The 18,700-nt window shown below is 41.8% G+C and carries 18 protein-coding genes, 1 tRNA gene and 1 pseudogene; 15 read left to right on the forward strand and 5 right to left on the reverse strand.

The genetic code is table 11. The annotated features are described in order from the left end of the window. Positions 1-118 precede the first annotated feature (118 nt). The 6 genes and pseudogenes from V7O62_RS07555 (at position 119) to V7O62_RS07580 (ending at position 6,013) form a co-directional block, all read left to right on the forward strand. Complete coding sequence (locus tag V7O62_RS07555) at positions 119-808, forward strand: methyltransferase cognate corrinoid protein (RefSeq protein WP_406655641.1); 690 nt, start codon at positions 119-121, stop codon at positions 806-808. Positions 809-838: 30 nt separating this feature from the next. After that, positions 839-2,227 (forward strand): annotated as a pseudogene (gene mtbB, locus V7O62_RS07560) ([dimethylamine--corrinoid protein] Co-methyltransferase). Positions 2,228-2,839: 612 nt separating this feature from the next. Continuing rightward, a complete protein-coding gene (locus V7O62_RS07565) occupies positions 2,840-3,931 on the forward strand; it encodes a uroporphyrinogen decarboxylase family protein (RefSeq protein WP_406655642.1) in 1,092 nt (363 codons plus the stop codon). 190 nt (positions 3,932-4,121) lie between these two features. Continuing rightward, a complete protein-coding gene (locus V7O62_RS07570) occupies positions 4,122-5,507 on the forward strand; it encodes a monomethylamine:corrinoid methyltransferase (protein ID WP_406655643.1) in 1,386 nt (461 codons plus the stop codon). 173 nt (positions 5,508-5,680) lie between these two features. Continuing rightward, a complete protein-coding gene (locus V7O62_RS07575; RefSeq protein ID WP_406655644.1) occupies positions 5,681-5,878 on the forward strand; it encodes a hypothetical protein in 198 nt (65 codons plus the stop codon). Positions 5,879-5,939: 61 nt separating this feature from the next. Beyond that, positions 5,940-6,013: transfer RNA gene (locus V7O62_RS07580), tRNA-Val, on the forward strand. A gap of 23 nt (positions 6,014-6,036) precedes the next feature. Here V7O62_RS07580 and V7O62_RS07585 read toward each other — a convergent pair. The 3 genes from V7O62_RS07585 to V7O62_RS07595 all read right to left on the reverse strand — a co-directional run bounded on the left by V7O62_RS07585 (position 6,037) and on the right by V7O62_RS07595 (position 7,466). Beyond that, positions 6,037-6,396 (reverse strand): STAS/SEC14 domain-containing protein, encoded by a 360-nt coding sequence (locus V7O62_RS07585; RefSeq protein WP_406655645.1) that lies wholly within the window; start codon positions 6,394-6,396, stop codon positions 6,037-6,039. 208 nt (positions 6,397-6,604) lie between these two features. After that, positions 6,605-6,967: an STAS/SEC14 domain-containing protein gene (locus V7O62_RS07590; protein ID WP_406655646.1), complete on the reverse strand. Its 363-nt coding sequence runs from the start codon at positions 6,965-6,967 to the stop codon at positions 6,605-6,607. Between the two features lie 292 nt (positions 6,968-7,259). Further along, a complete protein-coding gene (locus V7O62_RS07595; protein WP_406655647.1) occupies positions 7,260-7,466 on the reverse strand; it encodes a hypothetical protein in 207 nt (68 codons plus the stop codon). A gap of 248 nt (positions 7,467-7,714) precedes the next feature. Here V7O62_RS07595 and V7O62_RS07600 point away from each other — a divergent pair, with 248 nt between their 5' ends. From V7O62_RS07600 to V7O62_RS07615, 4 genes are all read left to right on the forward strand, one after another. After that, on the forward strand, positions 7,715-8,227 hold the full coding sequence (locus V7O62_RS07600; protein ID WP_406655648.1) for a deoxyuridine 5'-triphosphate nucleotidohydrolase: 513 nt from the start codon (positions 7,715-7,717) through the stop codon (positions 8,225-8,227). 52 nt (positions 8,228-8,279) lie between these two features. After that, positions 8,280-9,071 carry a 2-amino-3,7-dideoxy-D-threo-hept-6-ulosonate synthase gene (locus V7O62_RS07605; protein ID WP_406655649.1) on the forward strand — a complete coding sequence of 264 codons (792 nt, stop codon included), beginning with the start codon at positions 8,280-8,282 and terminating at the stop codon, positions 9,069-9,071. A 464-nt stretch (positions 9,072-9,535) separates the two neighbouring features. Next, complete coding sequence (gene glyS, locus V7O62_RS07610) at positions 9,536-11,281, forward strand: glycine--tRNA ligase (RefSeq protein ID WP_406655650.1); 1,746 nt, start codon at positions 9,536-9,538, stop codon at positions 11,279-11,281. Positions 11,282-11,353: 72 nt separating this feature from the next. Next, entirely contained in the window at positions 11,354-13,612 is a 2,259-nt protein-coding gene (locus V7O62_RS07615; protein WP_406655651.1) for a DEAD/DEAH box helicase, read from the forward strand. Between the two features lie 34 nt (positions 13,613-13,646). Here V7O62_RS07615 and V7O62_RS07620 read toward each other — a convergent pair whose 3' ends face one another. Further along, positions 13,647-14,162 carry an Sjogren's syndrome/scleroderma autoantigen 1 family protein gene (locus tag V7O62_RS07620; RefSeq protein ID WP_406655652.1) on the reverse strand — a complete coding sequence of 172 codons (516 nt, stop codon included), beginning with the start codon at positions 14,160-14,162 and terminating at the stop codon, positions 13,647-13,649. Positions 14,163-14,280: 118 nt separating this feature from the next. On the opposite strand from V7O62_RS07620, the gene V7O62_RS07625 reads away from it, so the two are divergent. The 5 genes from V7O62_RS07625 to V7O62_RS07645 all read left to right on the forward strand — a co-directional run bounded on the left by V7O62_RS07625 (position 14,281) and on the right by V7O62_RS07645 (position 18,294). Next, entirely contained in the window at positions 14,281-14,547 is a 267-nt protein-coding gene (locus V7O62_RS07625) for a UPF0147 family protein (RefSeq protein ID WP_406655653.1), read from the forward strand. 137 nt (positions 14,548-14,684) lie between these two features. Beyond that, positions 14,685-15,320, forward strand: a complete 636-nt coding sequence (locus V7O62_RS07630) for a haloacid dehalogenase (protein WP_406655654.1) — start codon at positions 14,685-14,687, stop codon at positions 15,318-15,320. A 34-nt stretch (positions 15,321-15,354) separates the two neighbouring features. Beyond that, on the forward strand, positions 15,355-16,974 hold the full coding sequence (gene sepS / locus V7O62_RS07635) for an O-phosphoserine--tRNA ligase (RefSeq protein WP_406655655.1): 1,620 nt from the start codon (positions 15,355-15,357) through the stop codon (positions 16,972-16,974). After that, positions 16,967-17,668: an endonuclease V gene (locus V7O62_RS07640; RefSeq protein WP_406655656.1), complete on the forward strand. Its 702-nt coding sequence runs from the start codon at positions 16,967-16,969 to the stop codon at positions 17,666-17,668. The genes sepS and V7O62_RS07640 overlap by 8 nt, the downstream gene beginning before the upstream one ends. Continuing rightward, complete coding sequence (locus tag V7O62_RS07645; protein ID WP_406655657.1) at positions 17,665-18,294, forward strand: DUF169 domain-containing protein; 630 nt, start codon at positions 17,665-17,667, stop codon at positions 18,292-18,294. Before V7O62_RS07640 ends, V7O62_RS07645 begins: the two co-directional genes overlap by 4 nt. Positions 18,295-18,308: 14 nt before the next feature. On the opposite strand, the gene V7O62_RS07650 is transcribed toward V7O62_RS07645, so the two are convergent. Then, positions 18,309-18,698 (reverse strand): DUF473 domain-containing protein, encoded by a 390-nt coding sequence (locus V7O62_RS07650; protein ID WP_406655658.1) that lies wholly within the window; start codon positions 18,696-18,698, stop codon positions 18,309-18,311. Between the last annotated feature and the right edge of the window lie 2 nt (positions 18,699-18,700).

The raw sequence follows: 18,700 nt of genomic DNA on the forward strand, positions 1-18,700 counted from the left end.
ATTAAAAATCACAAACTATTTATATTGGAATTTGGATATGTGAATTTGCAACGATAGCAGAACTGAAAAGTTCCCTAAAAATTGGTGGATAATATGGAATTAGAAATTGGTGATTAATATGGAATCGGAGATAACTATGGAAAATATGAAAAACACAAATGTGAACACTGATAAAATACTTGCTCAGTTGGCAGAAGCTATAGTTGCCAACGACGAAGATGCAGGAATGGAAGCAGTAGAGCAGGGACTGGGAAGCGGATTGAACCCGGTAGAAATGATTGAAAATGGACTTTCTGCAGGAATGCTTGAAGTTGGAGAAATGTTTGAAGATGGTGAAATCTTCCTTCCACAGGTTATGATGGCTTCTGCATTGATGGACAGGCTTGTAGCAGAAGTACAGAAAGAAATTCCAGCAGATGAAAAAACAGAAAGTGATGGAAAGATCGTCCTAGGAACCGTAGAAGGAGATGTTCATGACATTGGTAAGAACATCGTAAAGGTTCTCCTTCAAGCAAATGGTTTCGAAGTATTTGATGTTGGAAGGGATGCACCCCTGGCATCATTCATTGACAAGGCAAAAGAAGTTGATGCAGACATCATAGCATCCTCTGCACTTATGACAGGAACCATGCAGTTCCAAGCCACACTTGAACAAATGCTCAAAGATGCAGGACTGCGTGACAAAGTCAAGACAATGATCGGCGGAGCACCATGCACAGACAACTGGGCGGCAAAGATAGGTGCGGATGTTTATGCAGAAAATGCCAGTGAAGCAGTAACAAAAGCCCGTGAACTTATGGCAATGTAAAACAGATCTGCAATAAATGGAAGTAAAACTATGACCACGACATATTACACCAGAATGGGTGATGGCAGACGCGTCGAAATGACAAAAGAACAAATCAGGAGCGACATTGAAGATGGTATAAATAAAGCGGTTGCGAAAGCAAGAGTCTCTGATCTTTCAGACGATGAGAAAGACCATCTTCTCGAAATATTCACTGCTCCAGAGAGGATTGTAAGCGTAAATCCTGAAGACCTAATTGTCATGAGCACTGATGCTTCACCTGAAACTATAGCCGGCAACTACAGTGAGTTGGGTGGTGTCGGAGTACCAACTGACACCTTAACTGCAAATATGATAGCAGAGAGAGTAACCGGACTTGACTGTGTCATGAACTCATTCCCAGGAGGAAATGCTAAAGGATCAAATGTTGCTTCTATACAGATCCAGCAGGAAACCGAAGCATTACTGATGAACACGATCAACCCAATGTTCTACGTCACCATGCCAAACTTTGGAGCATACTACAAACCAGACGGCCCATATAATAACTGTGGAGACTTGATGGCAGAAGGTAAAATCGAAGAAGCCCAAAGAACCTACGAGGATATCATCCCGGCTTCAGTAAAGGACCTTGTATTCCTTGCTGAAAATGCAGCCGTTGTAGGAGCAGATGCGTACAACATCGACACAGCAGCGGCAGCCGGTGATGCAGAATTCCTGGCCGTACTCAAAGCAACCGAGAAGGTCAAAGAAAAAACAAATATGGGAGTTGCTATCAACATGTCAAATCATTTTATAATGGGCATGCATGGCGAACTTGAGTACGATGGAAAGGTCCTTGGTAGCATGATGCCACACGACCAGGTACTAGTTTGTGAAAAGGCAGGTGCTGACATTTGCGGACCTGTTGCAAACACAAACACCAAGAAATCAGTCGCTTGGAATGTAGCAAGAAGTGTCGCTGTCATGAAAGAAGCTTCAAAGGTTTCTAACATACCAGTACATCCAAATCTTGGAATGGGTGTCTGTGGTGCCCCTATGTCCGAAGTTCCGGGAATTGATGCAGTATCAAGGGCTGCAAAAGCACTTGTTGAGATCGGCAAAGCAGATGGAATATAGTGCGGGCTTGGAGACCCAGTGGGTTTCCTCATCACAAATGAGATGTCTGTCGGTATGCACGGAATCAGGACTGCAGGTGACCTCGTCATGAGGATGCAGATGAAAGGAATGAGACTCAAAGATGCAAAAGAATATGTTGCAAAGAAACTCAACACCGATGTCTTCACCCTTTCTGATGAACATGAAATGAGAGAAATCAGAGAAGAGCTGGGTATCGGAACTATCAGCGCAGTTCCAGGTCAGCCAAAGGGACTTAAAGCAAAAGCCAATATCGCTGAAGTTCTTGATATTGAGATTCCCTGTGTAGACCTCCTAAGGTAAGAAAAATGAACTTTGCCAGAAATGGCAAAGTTACTTCTTTTTTTACACATTAACTAAACAAGAAAACCCTCTTCTGTAGATAGACTGTTTTACAACCTCCATTTCACCATCTTTTTGAAAAACGATATGAGAGGGTTTTCACAAATTTCGCTCACAAGGAGCAATTAATAGCTGAAGTAAAGAGATAATGTAACCCATAGATTTCTCTTTTATTAACCTTCAGGAACAACTTTTTGCGTCTCAAAAAAAAAAAGATCATACGTTCCAGTGAGTTCTAATGTGGTTTCATATATCAACTGATTATGGTCGTACTCAGTCCCATTTTCTTCATTCAGCATTTTGGTTACTTATTTTTTGCAATGTCTTCATTTTATTGACATATCTTATTACTTAAAATAAATTATCTGAATGTTCTTAATTCTTGGCTTTCTTTTTTGTGTACAGAAACAATATTATATATAGTTTTTTCTTTTTAATCACAAACTATATATTATATAACATATGCAGTCCAATTAACAATAAACCACCTGGAACTAGATACACATTACCATAATTTGAGAAAATTCGCGAAAAACAAATTAAACAGGAAATGATGCAATGTGCGAGTATAAAATGAGTAGAAGAGAAAGAGTAAAGAAAGCAATGGATTTTGAAGAACCGGATAGAGTCCCAATATACAATCCAATGAGTTGGACGATCAACTTTGCCGGAAACAATATGAATTGTTTAGGTCAAAAAGAAAAAGATATAAATAGCAACCAGTGGCTCAACAATGTTGATGTACATGTTGATTCTTTGATAAAATCATTTGATCATCTTGATTATGATATTATTATGCCTTATTTAGGGGAGGATGTCTTATTTGAGGCAATGGGATGTACAGTTACCATACCAGATTGGGATGCACCAGTCATATCCAAAACTCCCATCGACAATATAAAGGACTGGGAAAATCTGAACTTCCCAGCTATGGACCATGAGAAAATGCTGAAGCAATATGATGCTATCAGAATGGTCGAAAAAGAATTGAATACAAAAAGGGACGAGGACATATTTATATCCGGTACAATAGGTGCATCCCCATTTACATTTGCAGGCGTGGTGTTGGGAATGGATAAATTCATGTATTCATTGATAACAAACCCTGATGAAGCAAAAGAATTGATCGAATTCTGTACAGATGTTACTACAGAATATGCTAAAGCACAAATTGATGCTGGTGCAGATCAAATCTGGGCTGCTGACCCAACTGCTTCTGGTAGTCTAATATCTCCGGAAATGTTTAGGGAATTTGCACTCCCTTATGCGAAAAAACAAAGCAAAGAGATTCAAAAATACAAAGACAAATATGCTTACCATTACCACATATGTGGCGAAACACAGGATCGACTGGAAGATCTTATCGCTGTGGAGTCCAGTATGATTAGTTTGGATAACAGAGTCAGCTTTAAAGAAGTAAAAGAGAAAGCTGGAGATAAGCTTTGTATGGTTGGAAATATTAATCCAGTAGACATTGTTTGCTTTGGAACCCCTGAAGCTGTAGAACAAGCTGGTAAGCAATGCATAAGTGATGCTGCATCAGGTGGCGGATTTATATATTGGGCAGGATGTGATTTTGCATATGATTGTCCATTGGAAAATATTGAAAAATTCTATGAAGTACCACAATCATACGGCAACTATCCAATAAGTAATACAGAATGAATTAGATTCTGAAGGATTAATTGTTCCTAATGCCCCATTTTTCTTACAAGGATGGAAACGTAATCAAGGTTAGTCTTGGCAAAGTCAAGAATGTATAAACTTACGTAATAAACAAAAAACAACAATACTAGTCGTTCTCATGAATAAATAACAAACAAAGAGATATACGATAATAATCAATTAAAGGGCTATGAGCATATACAATCTAGTCGAAAAATCTTTTGAAGGAGAAACAAGAACAGAAACAAAACACGAAGAACTAATTTTTGAAACCTCCCTCGAGCTTATTGAAAAACATGACATATTTTTTAATGGGGATGAGATTGTCCCTTGTGACAGGGAAATGCCAAATCGTGTATATGCTGCTGCAGTCGAACTTATTGACAAAACGGGTATATTTTTGACTGATACAAACCGGGTTATCAAAATAGATGCTGAGACAATAATCTCCAAGAGCCGGAACGTAAGAGAGAGATTTAACTATGGAACCGGGACAGACGCTTCAGCAATTACCAAAAGGCGGGTACTTGACAACAAGGCGCCTACAATCGTAGGAGGGCCCACTGGAATTTTAGTATCAAAAGACCTATACATCCCCATCCATAGATCATTCATGAAAGTAAATAAGATGGGCATAATCAGTCCCGGTATGCTTCATGATCCGACAGGCAAGATGTACCAAATCCCATTCGAACTGTTCAGTGTTTACGAGACAATGAGCAATCTAAAAGAGGCATGTAACCTTGAAAACAGGACTGGACTATGCTGCATGAATCCACCAATTGTCAGGGACATTGCAGCATTAATATCAATTTCGAATTATACAATCATGAAAGAAGGAGACATTTCAGAGGTTTATCCTCCAGGAAACCTGAAGACAATCTTTGATGAGATGAAAAAGGCCATCCATTATGGCAGAATGGGAATCAATTACGTATGCACTAATGTTGGGATAATGGGTGGTCCGACAAGCATTCATCCGGAACAGTTTGCCATTGAAATGGTTGCGGATGCTTTGATGAACAAAGTTGTCTTTAACTCCAGCCTCACCTTTGATTATCCCACTTATGTCCGTGAAACTTCTTCCAGAATAAAACAATTCAATGCATCAACATCAAAGGATCTACTCTGGGCTTCTTTTATTGCAACAATGGCAATGGCACAAAACAGCAATTGTTTCTATGGTAAAGTAGTAAACAATTCTGCTGGACCCTGTACCGAAATGATGTTTTACGAAACGGCAGTGCAAACAATAGGATACACTGTTTGTGGCATAGATACATTATCCGGGCCTGTTGGAAATGCAGGTGCTGAGAAAAATCATGCAGCAGGGCATGATTCACTCTTTATGGCAGAAACAGCAGATAGTACCCATAATTTGTCCTTGGAAGAGGCAGATATGATCTGTCAGGAAATATTCCAAAAATATGAATCGAAGGTCGAAAGTCCAGACTTTGGTAAGCCATTTAATGAATGTTATGATGTTAATAAAATTGAACCAACACCAGAGTACATGAACCTTTACAACAATTGCATGGATGAAGTGCAGAGTATTATTGCAGAATGCCGATTGTAATTTTTTTGTGGAATTCAGGCTCCAACATTGCGTTTGGCTTAATCCCATACCACCTTTTTAATTAAAATTGCTGCCCCTTATTTTGAATTCATTTTGGATAGGTTTATATACTCAGACATCAATATTAATTTAATTATATATAATGATAGTAAGAATATTGGATTGAATTTAAGATGACAGAAATCGACCTGGACCAGAAAACACTGATCAAAAATTCGGTGTTGATACCAATAGCATTTGCAGCAGGAACACTTATCGCAATCGCCGCGTACACGTATTTACCTCCGACAACTGCTCTCGTATCAGTATTCAGTAGCGCTATCATAGTATCATTATTGACATATGCTCTGGTGAAATCAAAATCACAATAAAAAACCAGCACTCAATAATTCGATACATTTATAGCCTTGCATATGCATTTATCTTTTTCTCGGGCTCGTGGTCTAGCTGGTCATGACGTTGCCTTCACACGGCAGAGGTCGGGTGTTCGAATCTCCCCGGGCCCACTACCTTTGTTTTCCTTATAACCTTACTTGCTAATCCAGGCTTCTGCTTCAGAAAGTTCCTCATTTTTATAAGTTTTCACTGTACCAGGCATAATATGCTTAAATGCTTCAACGGCATCGATCATCCAGCCCACATCTGCGACAACAGCAATCTTTTCAAACGAGTTGAAGTTCTCCACACCAAGTTTCATATCCTCAAGCATTGCACTACGGGAAAATTTTTTGAAATCCTGTACATCATAAAGTAAGCGAATTTTCCCGAATTTCTTTACTTTATCCTCAACTGCAGGAATCAGCACATTGCCATAATCTTCTTCTTCTATTACTCCACTTAAACGGACTGCTATTACATTTTCAGGCATACCCTCTATGAATTCTATCATTTAACTCCCCCTATTCTAACCTGTTTTGTCTAACAAAACATTAACATTGAATTTATTGTCCAAATCATATAAGTCTGTAAGAAAAATAAATCAATAGCTTCGGACTCAACTGGCAATATAACAAAATTATAAAGATACAGTAAAAAATGATGGAAGAATTCACAATAGCAACTTTCACATCATGGAGAAAAAAGAAAAGAATAATTTATTATTCGCTTATCCAGGTTTCTGCTTCAGAAAGTTCCTCATTGCCATATGCTTTTACTTTACCCGGCATAATATGTTTAAACATTTCAACGGCATCAACCATCCAGTCCACGTCTGAGACAACCGCGATCTTCTCAACCGAATTGAAGTTATCAACAGCAAGTTTCATATCCTCAAGCACCGCACCGCGGGTAATTTTTTCGAAATCCGGACCCACGTCGTAGAGTAAGCGAACTTTCCCATACTTCTTTACTTCGTCCACAATTGCAGGAACCAATACTTTATTGTATTCCTCTTCTTTTACAACTCCACTAAAATGGGCTCCTACCACCTTATCCGGCAAACCTTCCATGACTTCTATCATTCAACTCCTCCAAGTCTATGTACTTTGTTTAACAAAGCATTACCTGAGAGTTAATTGTCCGGACCATATAAGTGTGTAAGAACAACAGTTATCCCACGTATTTATCCAGCAATAACATTCATCAATTCAAACTTATTGATATTGAAGAGAAGCATGTCACTCATAAATACAACGGATTTTCCATAAAAGACAGAGAATAATACATTTTATAGAAAAACTAAAACCGGAGAAAGCGATTGCATGCATAAAAATCAAAAAATTGAATAATAAATTGTCGTGTCAAATAAATTCATTATTCAATGATGAAACTGCATTTCATCTCATTTTGCCTACTGTCCTTTGATTCGGCTTCATACTCTTCTTTGTACCGTGGAAGATCAGCACTCACATACTTGGGAAAAACGAGTGATATTTCTTTCCGGTATGTTTCTCCGTCTGTAGTTATACGGAATAATAATTCAGGTTTTGCTCCATTTTTTACCAAATCTGTGCTTCTCATATATATCGTTCCTTTGAATCTGTCTTTTTTGCAAGTGAAGGAAAGGGCATCCATCCACGTGATTATCACGCTGATCCAGTGTCCTCATTTCCGAAATTGGGAAATTATAACCTACACCACTATTATGTATTAAAGCAACATATATAAACAAATATGTTTACAATAATTAACCTATGAGTAAATATAACCAACTTGAATGCAAACATAATCCGAAATCGTAATATGTTATCATTCCGAAGACTAAGCCTATGACCATGCTATCCAGAGACGAACTCAAAGAGAGAATAAACAGCGATGTTCCGCTGGTTCAGAACATGATAGACACCGATACCCAGCTACAGCCAAATAGTTTTGAGCTTACCCTTAAAAGTATAGAATTGCTTAAAGGTTCAGGAGCGGTGGATTTTGATAACAGAGAGAGACAAATACCGGAAAGCGAGAATATAGAGTTCGATAATGAAGGCTGGGCCTTGCTGGAAGCAGGCACATATAAAATAACGTTTAACGAGATAGTAAATATACCTCTGGACCTGGCTGCGATTGCAAGGCCAAGGTCCAGTCTTTTGAGATGTGGAGTAACCGTGGAATCAGCAGTATGGGATTCCGGATACAGGGGAAGAAGCGAATCAATGTTAGTAGTCCATAATCCTCATGGATTCAGAGTAAAGAGAGATGCACGATTGCTCCAGCTTGTATTCTATAGCCTCCACCGGGAAGTCAGTGAAGGATACTGTGGCAGGTACCAGAACGAGAACTTGTAATCATACTTTAGTTTACGTAAAAATTATCTACAATCAAGCATATGGAGAATGCATGAGCGAAATTGGCAAATCCGTCAGGATGGAAAGGATATTTGACCGTAATACACATAATGCGATAATAATCCCTATGGACCACGGAGTAGGGGCTGGACCCATAAAAGGATTAATAGACATGCCTTCAACTGTTAACAAGATTGCAGAAGGAGGAGCAAACGCCGTTCTCGGACATATGGGACTTCCGAAATACGGACACAGAGGATACGGAAGAGACGTGGGACTTATCATTCACCTCTCAGCTTCCACATCCCTTGGGCCTGATCCTAACCACAAGGTACTTGCAACAACAGTAGAAGAAGCTATCAAGGTAGGAGCTGATGCAGTCTCAGTACACATTAATGTCGGTGCTGAAGATGAGGCAAAGATGCTACAGGACCTGGGACACATAGCACGCAAGTGCGACGAATGGGGAATGCCATTGCTTGCGATGATGTACCCCAGAGGAGCAAAAGTAGCATCCGAGCATGATGTCGAATATGTTAAGCACGCTGCAAGAATAGGAGCTGAGCTTGGTGCTGACATTGTAAAGACAAACTACACAGGAGACATCGATTCTTTCAGGGAGGTAGTCCAGGGATGTCCCGTACCTGTAGTCATTGCCGGCGGTCCGAGAATGGAGACAGATAAGGAACTTCTTGAGATGATTCATGATTCTCTGGAAGCAGGCGGAAAAGGTGTCGCAATTGGAAGGAATGTGTTCCAGTCTGATGATCCGACAAAACTGGTATCCCGCATCTCCATGATAGTTCACAAAGGACTCACTCCGGATGAAGCTCTGGAATCTTAATCGATTCCAATTTTTATTTTAATATTTATCTAATTCTACGTTACAGGTACAGTCGCCTAGTTTCTTTTTTCCACCGGAAACAAGGGGGTCAAGTTCCTGATATATCCTACAAATCAAACATTAGGATAAAATGTGATAATCCTGGATCATACTAGTTATTCCAGCAAAAAATAACACAGAAAACAATGAATAAGAAAAGCAAGGCCAAAGTGTAGAATGACCAATTGAATCATATTAAGTGGTGGTACGATATGAAATATGATTGTATTGTTGACCTTGCTCAAAGCAAAAAATATATGAACATATATATAAAGAGAATGTGAGGCTTTGGTCAAAGTATGTACACAAAAATACGGATAAAACATACATGCCTCATTGGGCAAGTCGCGTTACTATTAAATCCAATGGAAATGTCGGTGTTCTATCTATCATTATAATTGACTGATTTATCATGAGGACATTTTATGGATAAATACGAACAGGTTATTGAGCTGGCGAAGCGTAGAGGCTTCTTATGGAACTCGTTTGAGCTCTACGGAGGAACAGCAGGATTTTATGATTATGGACCCCTTGGCAGCACCCTCAAGCGCAGGATCGAACAAATATGGCGGGAGCTATTTGTAATCCAGGAAGGATTCATGGAAATAGAGACTCCCACAGTAGGCATTGAAAATGTTTTTGTGGCATCTGGCCATGTCGGCGGTTTCTCAGACCCCCTGTGCGAATGCAAAGCATGTGGTGAAGCCTTCAGGGCTGACCATCTGGTAGACAAGATTGTTCCTGTTGCAGATGCACTCAGTAATGAAGAGCTTGACGAGATAATCAGGGAAAGCCAGGTAAAATGCCCTGAGTGTGAAGGAGAGCTTGGTGAGACATATGAATTCAATCTTATGTTTAAGACCCAAATCGGCCCCGGATCAGGAAGACAGGGATATATGCGTCCGGAGACGGCCCAGGGAATGTTCGTAGACTTTCTGAGATTAGCGCGCTTTTACCGGGAAAAATTGCCCTTTGGTGCTACCCAGATCGGAAAATCATATCGTAATGAGATATCTCCAAGACAGGGAGTTATCAGGTTGAGAGAGTTTACACAGGCAGAAGCTGAAATCTTCATAGATCCCCAGGATAAAAGTCACCCGAACATCAAGAGATTTGCTGACACTGTGCTGAACCTGTACTCAGATGCTGCTCAGGAGAAGGGAGAAATTGAGAAATTATCTATCACCGAAGCCCTGGAGAAAGGCATCATTGCCCACGAATTCCTCGCATACCAGATCGGCCTTACCAACCTGTTCCTGCAGCGTGTAGGCGTCTCACCTGACATGATGAGATTCAGGCAGCACAAGAAAGATGAGATGGCACATTATGCTATAGATTGCTGGGATGCAGAAGTCAACACTGACAGATTCGGCTGGGTAGAGGTTGTAGGGATTGCCGACAGGACAGATTACGACCTTTCTGCACACGCAACAGTTAGCAAAACCGAGCTTTCTATTTACAGGGAATACCCTGAACCTAAGATGGTTACACAGTTTGTCGTGAAACCGAATATGGGAAAACTCGGACCACTCTTCAAGGGAAAAGCAAAGGCTGTATCTGAGGCTCTTAAAGCACTATCTAAAGAAGAACTGGATAAGGAAGAAATCAAGATCACCGTGGATTCCGAGGAGATTACAGTGCCAAGGGATGTCGTTGAATTTGCAGAAGAGACTGTCAAGGTCAGTGGTGAGAACATAGTACCTCACGTAATTGAGCCCTCCTTCGGAATAGACAGGATATTCTATACTGTAATGGAACACTCCTTCGATGAAGAAACTGTGCCTGCAAAGGAAGACGTTGAAGAAGAATCGAGGATCATCCTCAGGTTCAAGAACGAGGTTTCGCCTGTCCAGATTGCCATACTTCCTTTATTGACCAGAGAAGAACTTATCGAACCTGCCAGGAAGATCGAAACCAGGCTAAAGGAGAAGGGACTGCTTGTGTCATACGATGATTCAGGTACTATCGGACGTCGTTACAGGAGAAACGATGAGATAGGTACACCGTACTCAATAACCATCGACTACGACACACTCGAAGACAATACTGTGACAATTCGCGAACGTGACAGCATGAAGCAGGTCCGTACATCTATTGAAGGTATAGAGGAGATACTTTACGATCTTATGTATAAAGACAGGGATTTTGAGAGTGCCGGAGATGTACTCTAATACTTTCACAATGCTTGCCACAGGTTTAAAAGTTTAAAGATTGTATATCTGACAAACTTTAAACTTGAAAATATGCCAGAATATATCAGACACCCACTGATCAAACAGGATGCTGTTGAGCAGCGGCTTTACCAGCTTGATCTGGCCGGTAAGGCCCTTGCAGCTTCTACGCTTGTAGTCCTTCCCACCGGACTCGGAAAGACGATAGTATCTCTTCTTGTCATCGCATCACGCTTGGAAAAAGCAGGAGGAAAGGTACTGGTACTTTCTCCTACAAAACCCCTTGTAGAGCAACACGCATCTTTTTTCCGAAAAGTACTATCCATACCTGAAGAAGAAGTACTTACTTTTACAGGCAGCATCAGTCCCTCACAAAGAGAGGAACTGTGGAAAAGTGGCAAGGTGATCGTATCCACCCCACAGGTCATCGAGAACGATATCCTTACAAAACGTATCCATCTGGATGATGTGACGCATATAACCTTTGACGAGGCACACCGTGCAACCGGGAACTACGCCTACACCTATATTGCTGAAAAGTATTTTGAAACTGCAAGGGATGCACTCTGCCTGGGCATAACGGCAAGCCCCGGAAGCTCAGATGAAAGGATAGCCGAGGTATGCCAGGCCCTGCATATTGAATCTGTTGCTGTAAAAACCGAGTCTGACAAAGATGTGGCTTCCTATATCCAGAAGAAAGATATCGAGTGGAAACGAATCAATCTTCCTTCGGAGATGAAGGAGATAAAGGACCTGCTTCAGAAGGTTCTTGACGACAGGTACAAAAGACTCACAGATGCAGGATATCCCATACACAACCATAGGTATGTTTCTAAAAAGGACTTGCTTTCATTGCAACAGAGACTCCAAGGAGAACTGAGAGGCACACCAGACTCGTCTGTATACGGCGCTATTTCCATACTTGCCGAGATCCTCAAGATAAGTCATGCAGTAGAGGTCACAGAAACACAGGGGCTTGGCGCCCTGCGTATGTATATGGAAAGGCTTGACAATGAGGCTGGTTCCAGTAAAGGAAGTAAGGCATCCAAGCGACTGGCAGAAGACCTATATATAAGGCAAGTGGCACATCGTCTCAGAGACTGTGATTGTGAGCATCCAAAAATGGAGCATGTGAAGAAAATAGTACTTGAACAGCTTAGCAACAAGCCGGAGTCAAGAGTTATAGTCTTCGCTAATTATCGTGACACTGCTGAGATGATAACAAAAACGCTTGAAGAGATTGAAGAAATAAGACCTGTTCGCTTTGTAGGACAGGCTTCCAAGTACAAGGACAAGGGACTTACACAGAAACAGCAGGTAGAGATTATTAACAGGTTCAAGGCAGGAGAATATAACACTCTTGTAGCCACGTCGGTTGCAGAGGAAGGCCTGGACATCCCCTCCACAGACCTGGTACTCTTCTATGAACCCGTCCCTTCGGAGATACGAAGCATTCAGAGAAAAGGAAGAACCGGAAGGAAGCACGAAGGACGTGTTGTGGTCCTTGTCACCAAGGGAACAAGGGATGAAGGATATTACTGGAGCAGCCTGTCAAAAGAGAAAAAAATGCAAAGCAATATGCAGATGCTTCAGGAAATGATGCCTCCGCAGGATAAAGGAAATTTCCAGGAAAAACTGATCGAAATGGAAGACAGGGACCAGGTCACACTAGCTGATTTTGAAGGAAATTCCCTGAAGGTTATCGTTGACCAGCGAGAAGTCAAAAGTTCCGTTGCAAGGGCACTTGAGAAAGCAGGTGTTGATATCGCACTTAAAATGCTGGAAGTCGGAGATTATATCCTGAGCGAACGTGTTGCTGTGGAAAGAAAGAGTACAGAAGACTTCACAGGTTCACTCATCGAACACAAACTCTTCGAACAGATATCGAATCTTTCAAGGACATATGAAAAGCCCGTGCTAATACTTGAAGGAAGTAATTTGTTCACAAGCAGGAATCTTAATCCTGCTGCCATACATGGTGCATTATCTTCCATTGCTCTTGATTTTGGAGTGGCGGTGTTGTATACGAGAGATGCTGAAGATACTGCCAGCCTTATAAAACAAATTGCAAAAAAAGAGCAGATAGATGAGAAAAAGGAAATTGCCCTCCACGGAAAAAAAGCTGCCCGGATGCTTCCTGAGCAACAGGAATACGTGATCTCATCCATATCCGATATCGGACCAAAAGCTGCCAGAAGCCTGCTGAAACACTTCGGAACAATAGAGAATGTTATCAGGGCAGACTATGAGGAACTTCTGAAAGTCAAGAACGTCGGTCCAAAGACTGCCAGCCGTATACGGGAACTGGTCAGTAGTGAATATACAGGATAATACAAAGGTACTATCCCTGTAACTTACATGTTCTCTACAAAGTCTTTTTCATTTTTTCAATTATTGAAAGAATTCGTTCCATTATATCCATGTAATCGGATATTTTCCTGACATCATCCTCCGAACGCATGGAATTTGCAAGGGAAATCATTTTTTCCATCAACAGAGACTCAAGTTCTACAGCGGAAGATGAGTCTGACTGTACCAATGAATATTTGCTTGATTCTGGTCTTGATTCTTGTGAAAGGGCATCTGTTTTTGTCGTATCCTCCATCACAACCTGCTTCTTTGTTTCCACTGGCTCAACGGGGAGAGAAGAGATTTCAGGAGAGATGGGAGCTATCTTAGTATCGGAACTGGGCTCTGAATCCTGTTTTTGCTGCAACCTTGCACGCGGATCATCCACACTATCACATACAGGGCATATTACATTGCCGTGGTACCTGAACATAGGTGCTCCGCAAGTGCCACAATGCTGTGCAAGCATGGTTCCGCCGATTTCCAGCATCCTGGAGATCTTTTTTATTGTATCATCGTCCGTATTTGTCATCGAATTCCATCCTGTTTACGCAAAATATATACCAATGAAAGTCTTTTTATAGAACGTAACTATTTAGGAATAACTGAGGTAACTCTTATTTTCATTCTAAAATTATCAAGGTGATCATATGTCAGATTTTGAGCAAGTCATTGAGGAATGCAAGCAGAAGCTGGAATACATAGCTAACGACAATTCAGTCCCGAGAAACATCAGGCGTTCTGCAAACGAAGTTCTGGAAACGTTGAACAAAAAAGATGAACCACTGTTCCTGAGGACTTCATCCAGCATATCAGTGCTTGAAGATATAAGCAATGATCCTAATATTCCCGTTCATACCAGAACCCTTATCTGGGACGTAGCCAGCCAGCTTGAAACAATACCTGTTGATGAATAAGGAGTAATTCATCAGAAATTTTATAGTTGCTTTTGTCCGATGTGCAGGCCATTTAAGGCCAATGCACTCTTTTTTTCCTGAAAGAGGAGCAAGTTGCAAATTGCTCATCTGCTGCTGCAACCTGAAAATGGGGAAATATGATTGTTGATATCTCCGATAGGATCAGATCAAAACTTGAAGAAAAAGATGCAGCCCGTGAACGTAGCCTTGCTATGTCACGTGAAGTGGTACGCAATTGCAGGACAGCCATGTTCAATATACATAAAGGTAAATTTGAAAAGGCTGCTGCGCTCCTTGAATCTTCCGGAAGGTCTGTTAAAGAATTCGGTTTTCTGCTTGAGAAGCATCCTGACGTATACCATTCAGGGTTTGTGGAGCATGCACAGCAGGAATTTGTCGAATGTTCCATAGTATTTGAACTTCTCAGCCACGGAACTGAAACAGACAGGATACCAGGACCCGAAGAACTGGAGGTAGAATATTCTGCTTACCTCAATGGTCTGGGTGATGTGAACGGAGAACTCCGAAGACACATACTCGATCTTATCAGAAAAGAGAAGACTTCGGAGGCAGAAAAATTCCTGGACGTAATGGAAGATATTTACTCATGTCTCATGATGTTCGATTTCCCGGATGCCATGACACGGGGCCTCAGACACAAGACCGACACTACACGCTCGATTCTTGAGCGGACTCGCGGAGATGTGTCAACTGCTATCCGGCAGTTAAAGCTGGAAAACGCGATGAGGGATTTTGAGAGAAAACTAGATTAATTTTCTTTATCATAGTTACCTAAGAGGACTGTTTATGAGATTCGATCCTGATGAGATAAAAGACAAGGCTAATGAAGATTTTGACAGCACATGGAATGCGGGAAAAGAGTTCGTAAAAAAAACAGGACTAAACGAACAGTACCCTCATATGTCCATAAAATATGGAAAACCGCATCCAATATACGAAACCATCTCAAGACTACGTGAAGCATATCTTCGCATGGGCTTTGAAGAGATGATGAATCCCCTTATAGTTGATGAAAGAGAGGTTCACAAGCAGTTCGGGCACGAGGCCCTTGCAGTCCTTGACAGATGTTATTACCTTGCCGGCCTGCCACGTCCGAACGTAGGGATCTCTGACGAGAGCATAGATGCCATAAATACAATCCTAGGGGATATCGGTGAAGAAGGAATCGAGACTATAAGGAAAATCCTGCACTCCTATAAAAAAGGAGATATCGAAGGAGACGACCTTATTCCTGAAATATCAGCTGCCATCAATGTTTCCGATTCTCTGGTAGTCGAGATGATAGACCAGGTATTCCCCGAATTCAAGGAACTGGTACCCCAGTCCACAAGAAGAACCCTGAGAAGCCACATGACTTCCGGCTGGTTCATCAGTCTTGCATCTCTTATGGAGCGTGCAAATCCTCCATTCAATTTGTTTTCTATTGACCGCTGTTTCAGGAGAGAACAGGAAGAAGACGCTGCACGTTTGATGACATATTACTCGGCATCCTGTGTGATAATGGATGAGGATGTTACCGTGGATCACGGAAAAGCCGTTGCCCAGAGCCTGCTATCCCAGTTCGGTTTCGAGAAGTTCATGTTCAGGCCGGATGATAAGCGCAGCAAATATTATGTTCCTGATACCCAGATAGAGGTCTTTGCATACCATCCGAAACTGGTCGGATCAAAGACAAAATACTCCGACGGATGGGTGGAAATTGCCACCTTTGGAATATATTCACCAACAGCCCTTGCAGAATACGGAATTTCCTGTCCGGTTATGAACCTCGGACTCGGTGTCGAAAGGCTTGCAATGATACTGTACAATGCAACTGACATCCGCTCGCTCATATATCCGCAGATCGCACAATATTCCGAATGGAACATGTCAGATGACGAACTTGCAAAGATGATCTATGTAGAGGATGTCCCTGAGACTACAGAGGGCAGGGATATTGCAGAGGCTATTGTTGCAGTATGTGAGGAGCATGGCTCTACTCCTAGCCCGTGCGAGTTCACGGCCTGGGAAGGCGAGATCAGTGGAAAGAATGTGAAAGTCAGTGTCATAGAACCTGAAGAAGAAACAAAACTCTGCGGACCCGCTGTTTTCAATGAAGTGGTTGCGTACAATAATGATATTCTGGGCATACCCGATAATAAGAAGTGGAAAAAAGCCCTGGAGAACCATTCAGCCAGAACGAATGTTAGGTTCCTTGATTCCTTTGCGGCAAAGGCTGCAAGTGACATAGAGCAGGCAATTGCAAATGGTGAAAATGAAGTTGAGACAAGGGTACGTATAGTTAAGGTTCCCTCTGAGATCAATATACGCCTGGAACCTCTTGCAAGCCGCTTCATAACGAGTAAAAAACAGAAAATCGACATTCGAGGGCCGGTCTTTACCACAGTGAGGGCAACGATTGAATAAAGAAAGACTTCGTGAGTGGTTCGACCCACAGGGACGAAGTCTTGAAGAACTCAGGGAATTACAGCACAAAGCCGTTCAAAAGATAAGTCTTGATGATGATTTTGAGCGGCCTGAAACCATCGCAGGTATGGACTGCGCATACTTTGACCGATATATAATATGTGCAATGGTCATACTTGACTATGCAAGCATGGAAATCATTGAGAAAAAACATGTTGTCCGGGAAGTAGGCTTGCCGTATATACCCACATACCTCCATTTCAGAGAGGGATGTGCCATGGTCTCTGTTTTTCTACAGGCATCTACAAAACCGGACATCACAATATTTGATTCGTGCGGAATCAACCATCCGATAAGAGCCGGAATGGCAGCTTATTTCGGCGCGGTAATGAATGTCCCTACTATAGGAGTCTCAAAAAAGATACTATGCGGCCATGCAACCACGCCTGTTGAAACAGGTGAATACCATGAACTTATGCAGGATGGTGAACAGATCGGATGGGTCCTTAAATCCAATAAAAGAAGCAATCCGATAATTATAGCTCCCGGGAATAAAGTTTCCATGAAAAGCTGCCTTGATGTGGTACAACACTGCCTTAAAGGATACAAACTTCCCGAACCCACAAGGCTTGCACATCTTTATGCAGGCGAGATGAGAGATGAACTCAAAAGGAAAAATGAGGAATCTGCATGAGATTATCAGATGGAATTCCGAATATTCGATCAATGATCGACAGTGGTGAACCTGTATGCATTACATTTGAGGATTCTGAGGGAGACTCTTCCGAACTGCTATACTGTGAAATCGTACAAAAGGCAAGATATGGGGAATCGTTCCTTATTGACAGGCAACGCTGTAGTGCAGGAGAGTACATCCTTGGAAGGACTTCCAGGAGCCCTGCAGATTACTACCTGCGTTCCGGAAGATATGCCGATATGGAAACTGCTGCTACTGCAGTTGCCTCCCTTCCACGACTTAGGAAGGAATTTGCATCCATTCGCATCGAACCACTATCCGTTAACAAAGGGGAATTCGATGTACTCATGGTGTTTGTTAATCCGGAAAAAGCGATGAGAATCATACAGGCATATGCATATCATTTCGGAAAAGTACCGGATATCAGCACAATAGGAGCTGCATCCATATGCGGCGATTGTACGGCACGCCCTCTCACGGAAGGACTTGGACTGTCCTTCGGATGCAAAGGTTCCAGGAAACATACCCATTACCGGAATACGGAGATTCCTCTCGGTATAAGCAGGGACATCATTCTAAAAATAGAAGAGGGGATTGAAAAAACCCCCGAAACCTATGACTGAAGCATTACAAAGGTTTACTGTGCATTGTACAAAGGAATTTCCTCTGCATCGACTTTTGAAACCTCGCCGATCTTATTGCTCAGGACCCTACGGACACGGGCAATGCACCTGGGATCAAGCTGTAGCCTAAGAGTCGTCGTTTCGCGTTCCTCGTAGTACATCTCACCGCTTTGCATGACCCTCTGTGTAACTACCTGGTGTTTGAGCAATCTTGCCACTATACCGGTCGTCCCCCCTGTAAGGTCATCGGCACTGGTACGTGTGAGAAAGATAATTTCACCCACAGTAAGATTCATTGCCGCAAAGAAATTATGAGGGTTTCGAATCTCGATCGTAAGTAGCCTGTTCTGTTTTAGCTCTGCAATTACACGTTCAGATAAACCGGTTAATGCAACGTATTCCATGT

It is taken from the genome of Methanolobus sp. ZRKC2 (assembly GCF_045291185.1).
Lineage (GTDB): Archaea > Halobacteriota > Methanosarcinia > Methanosarcinales > Methanosarcinaceae > Methanolobus.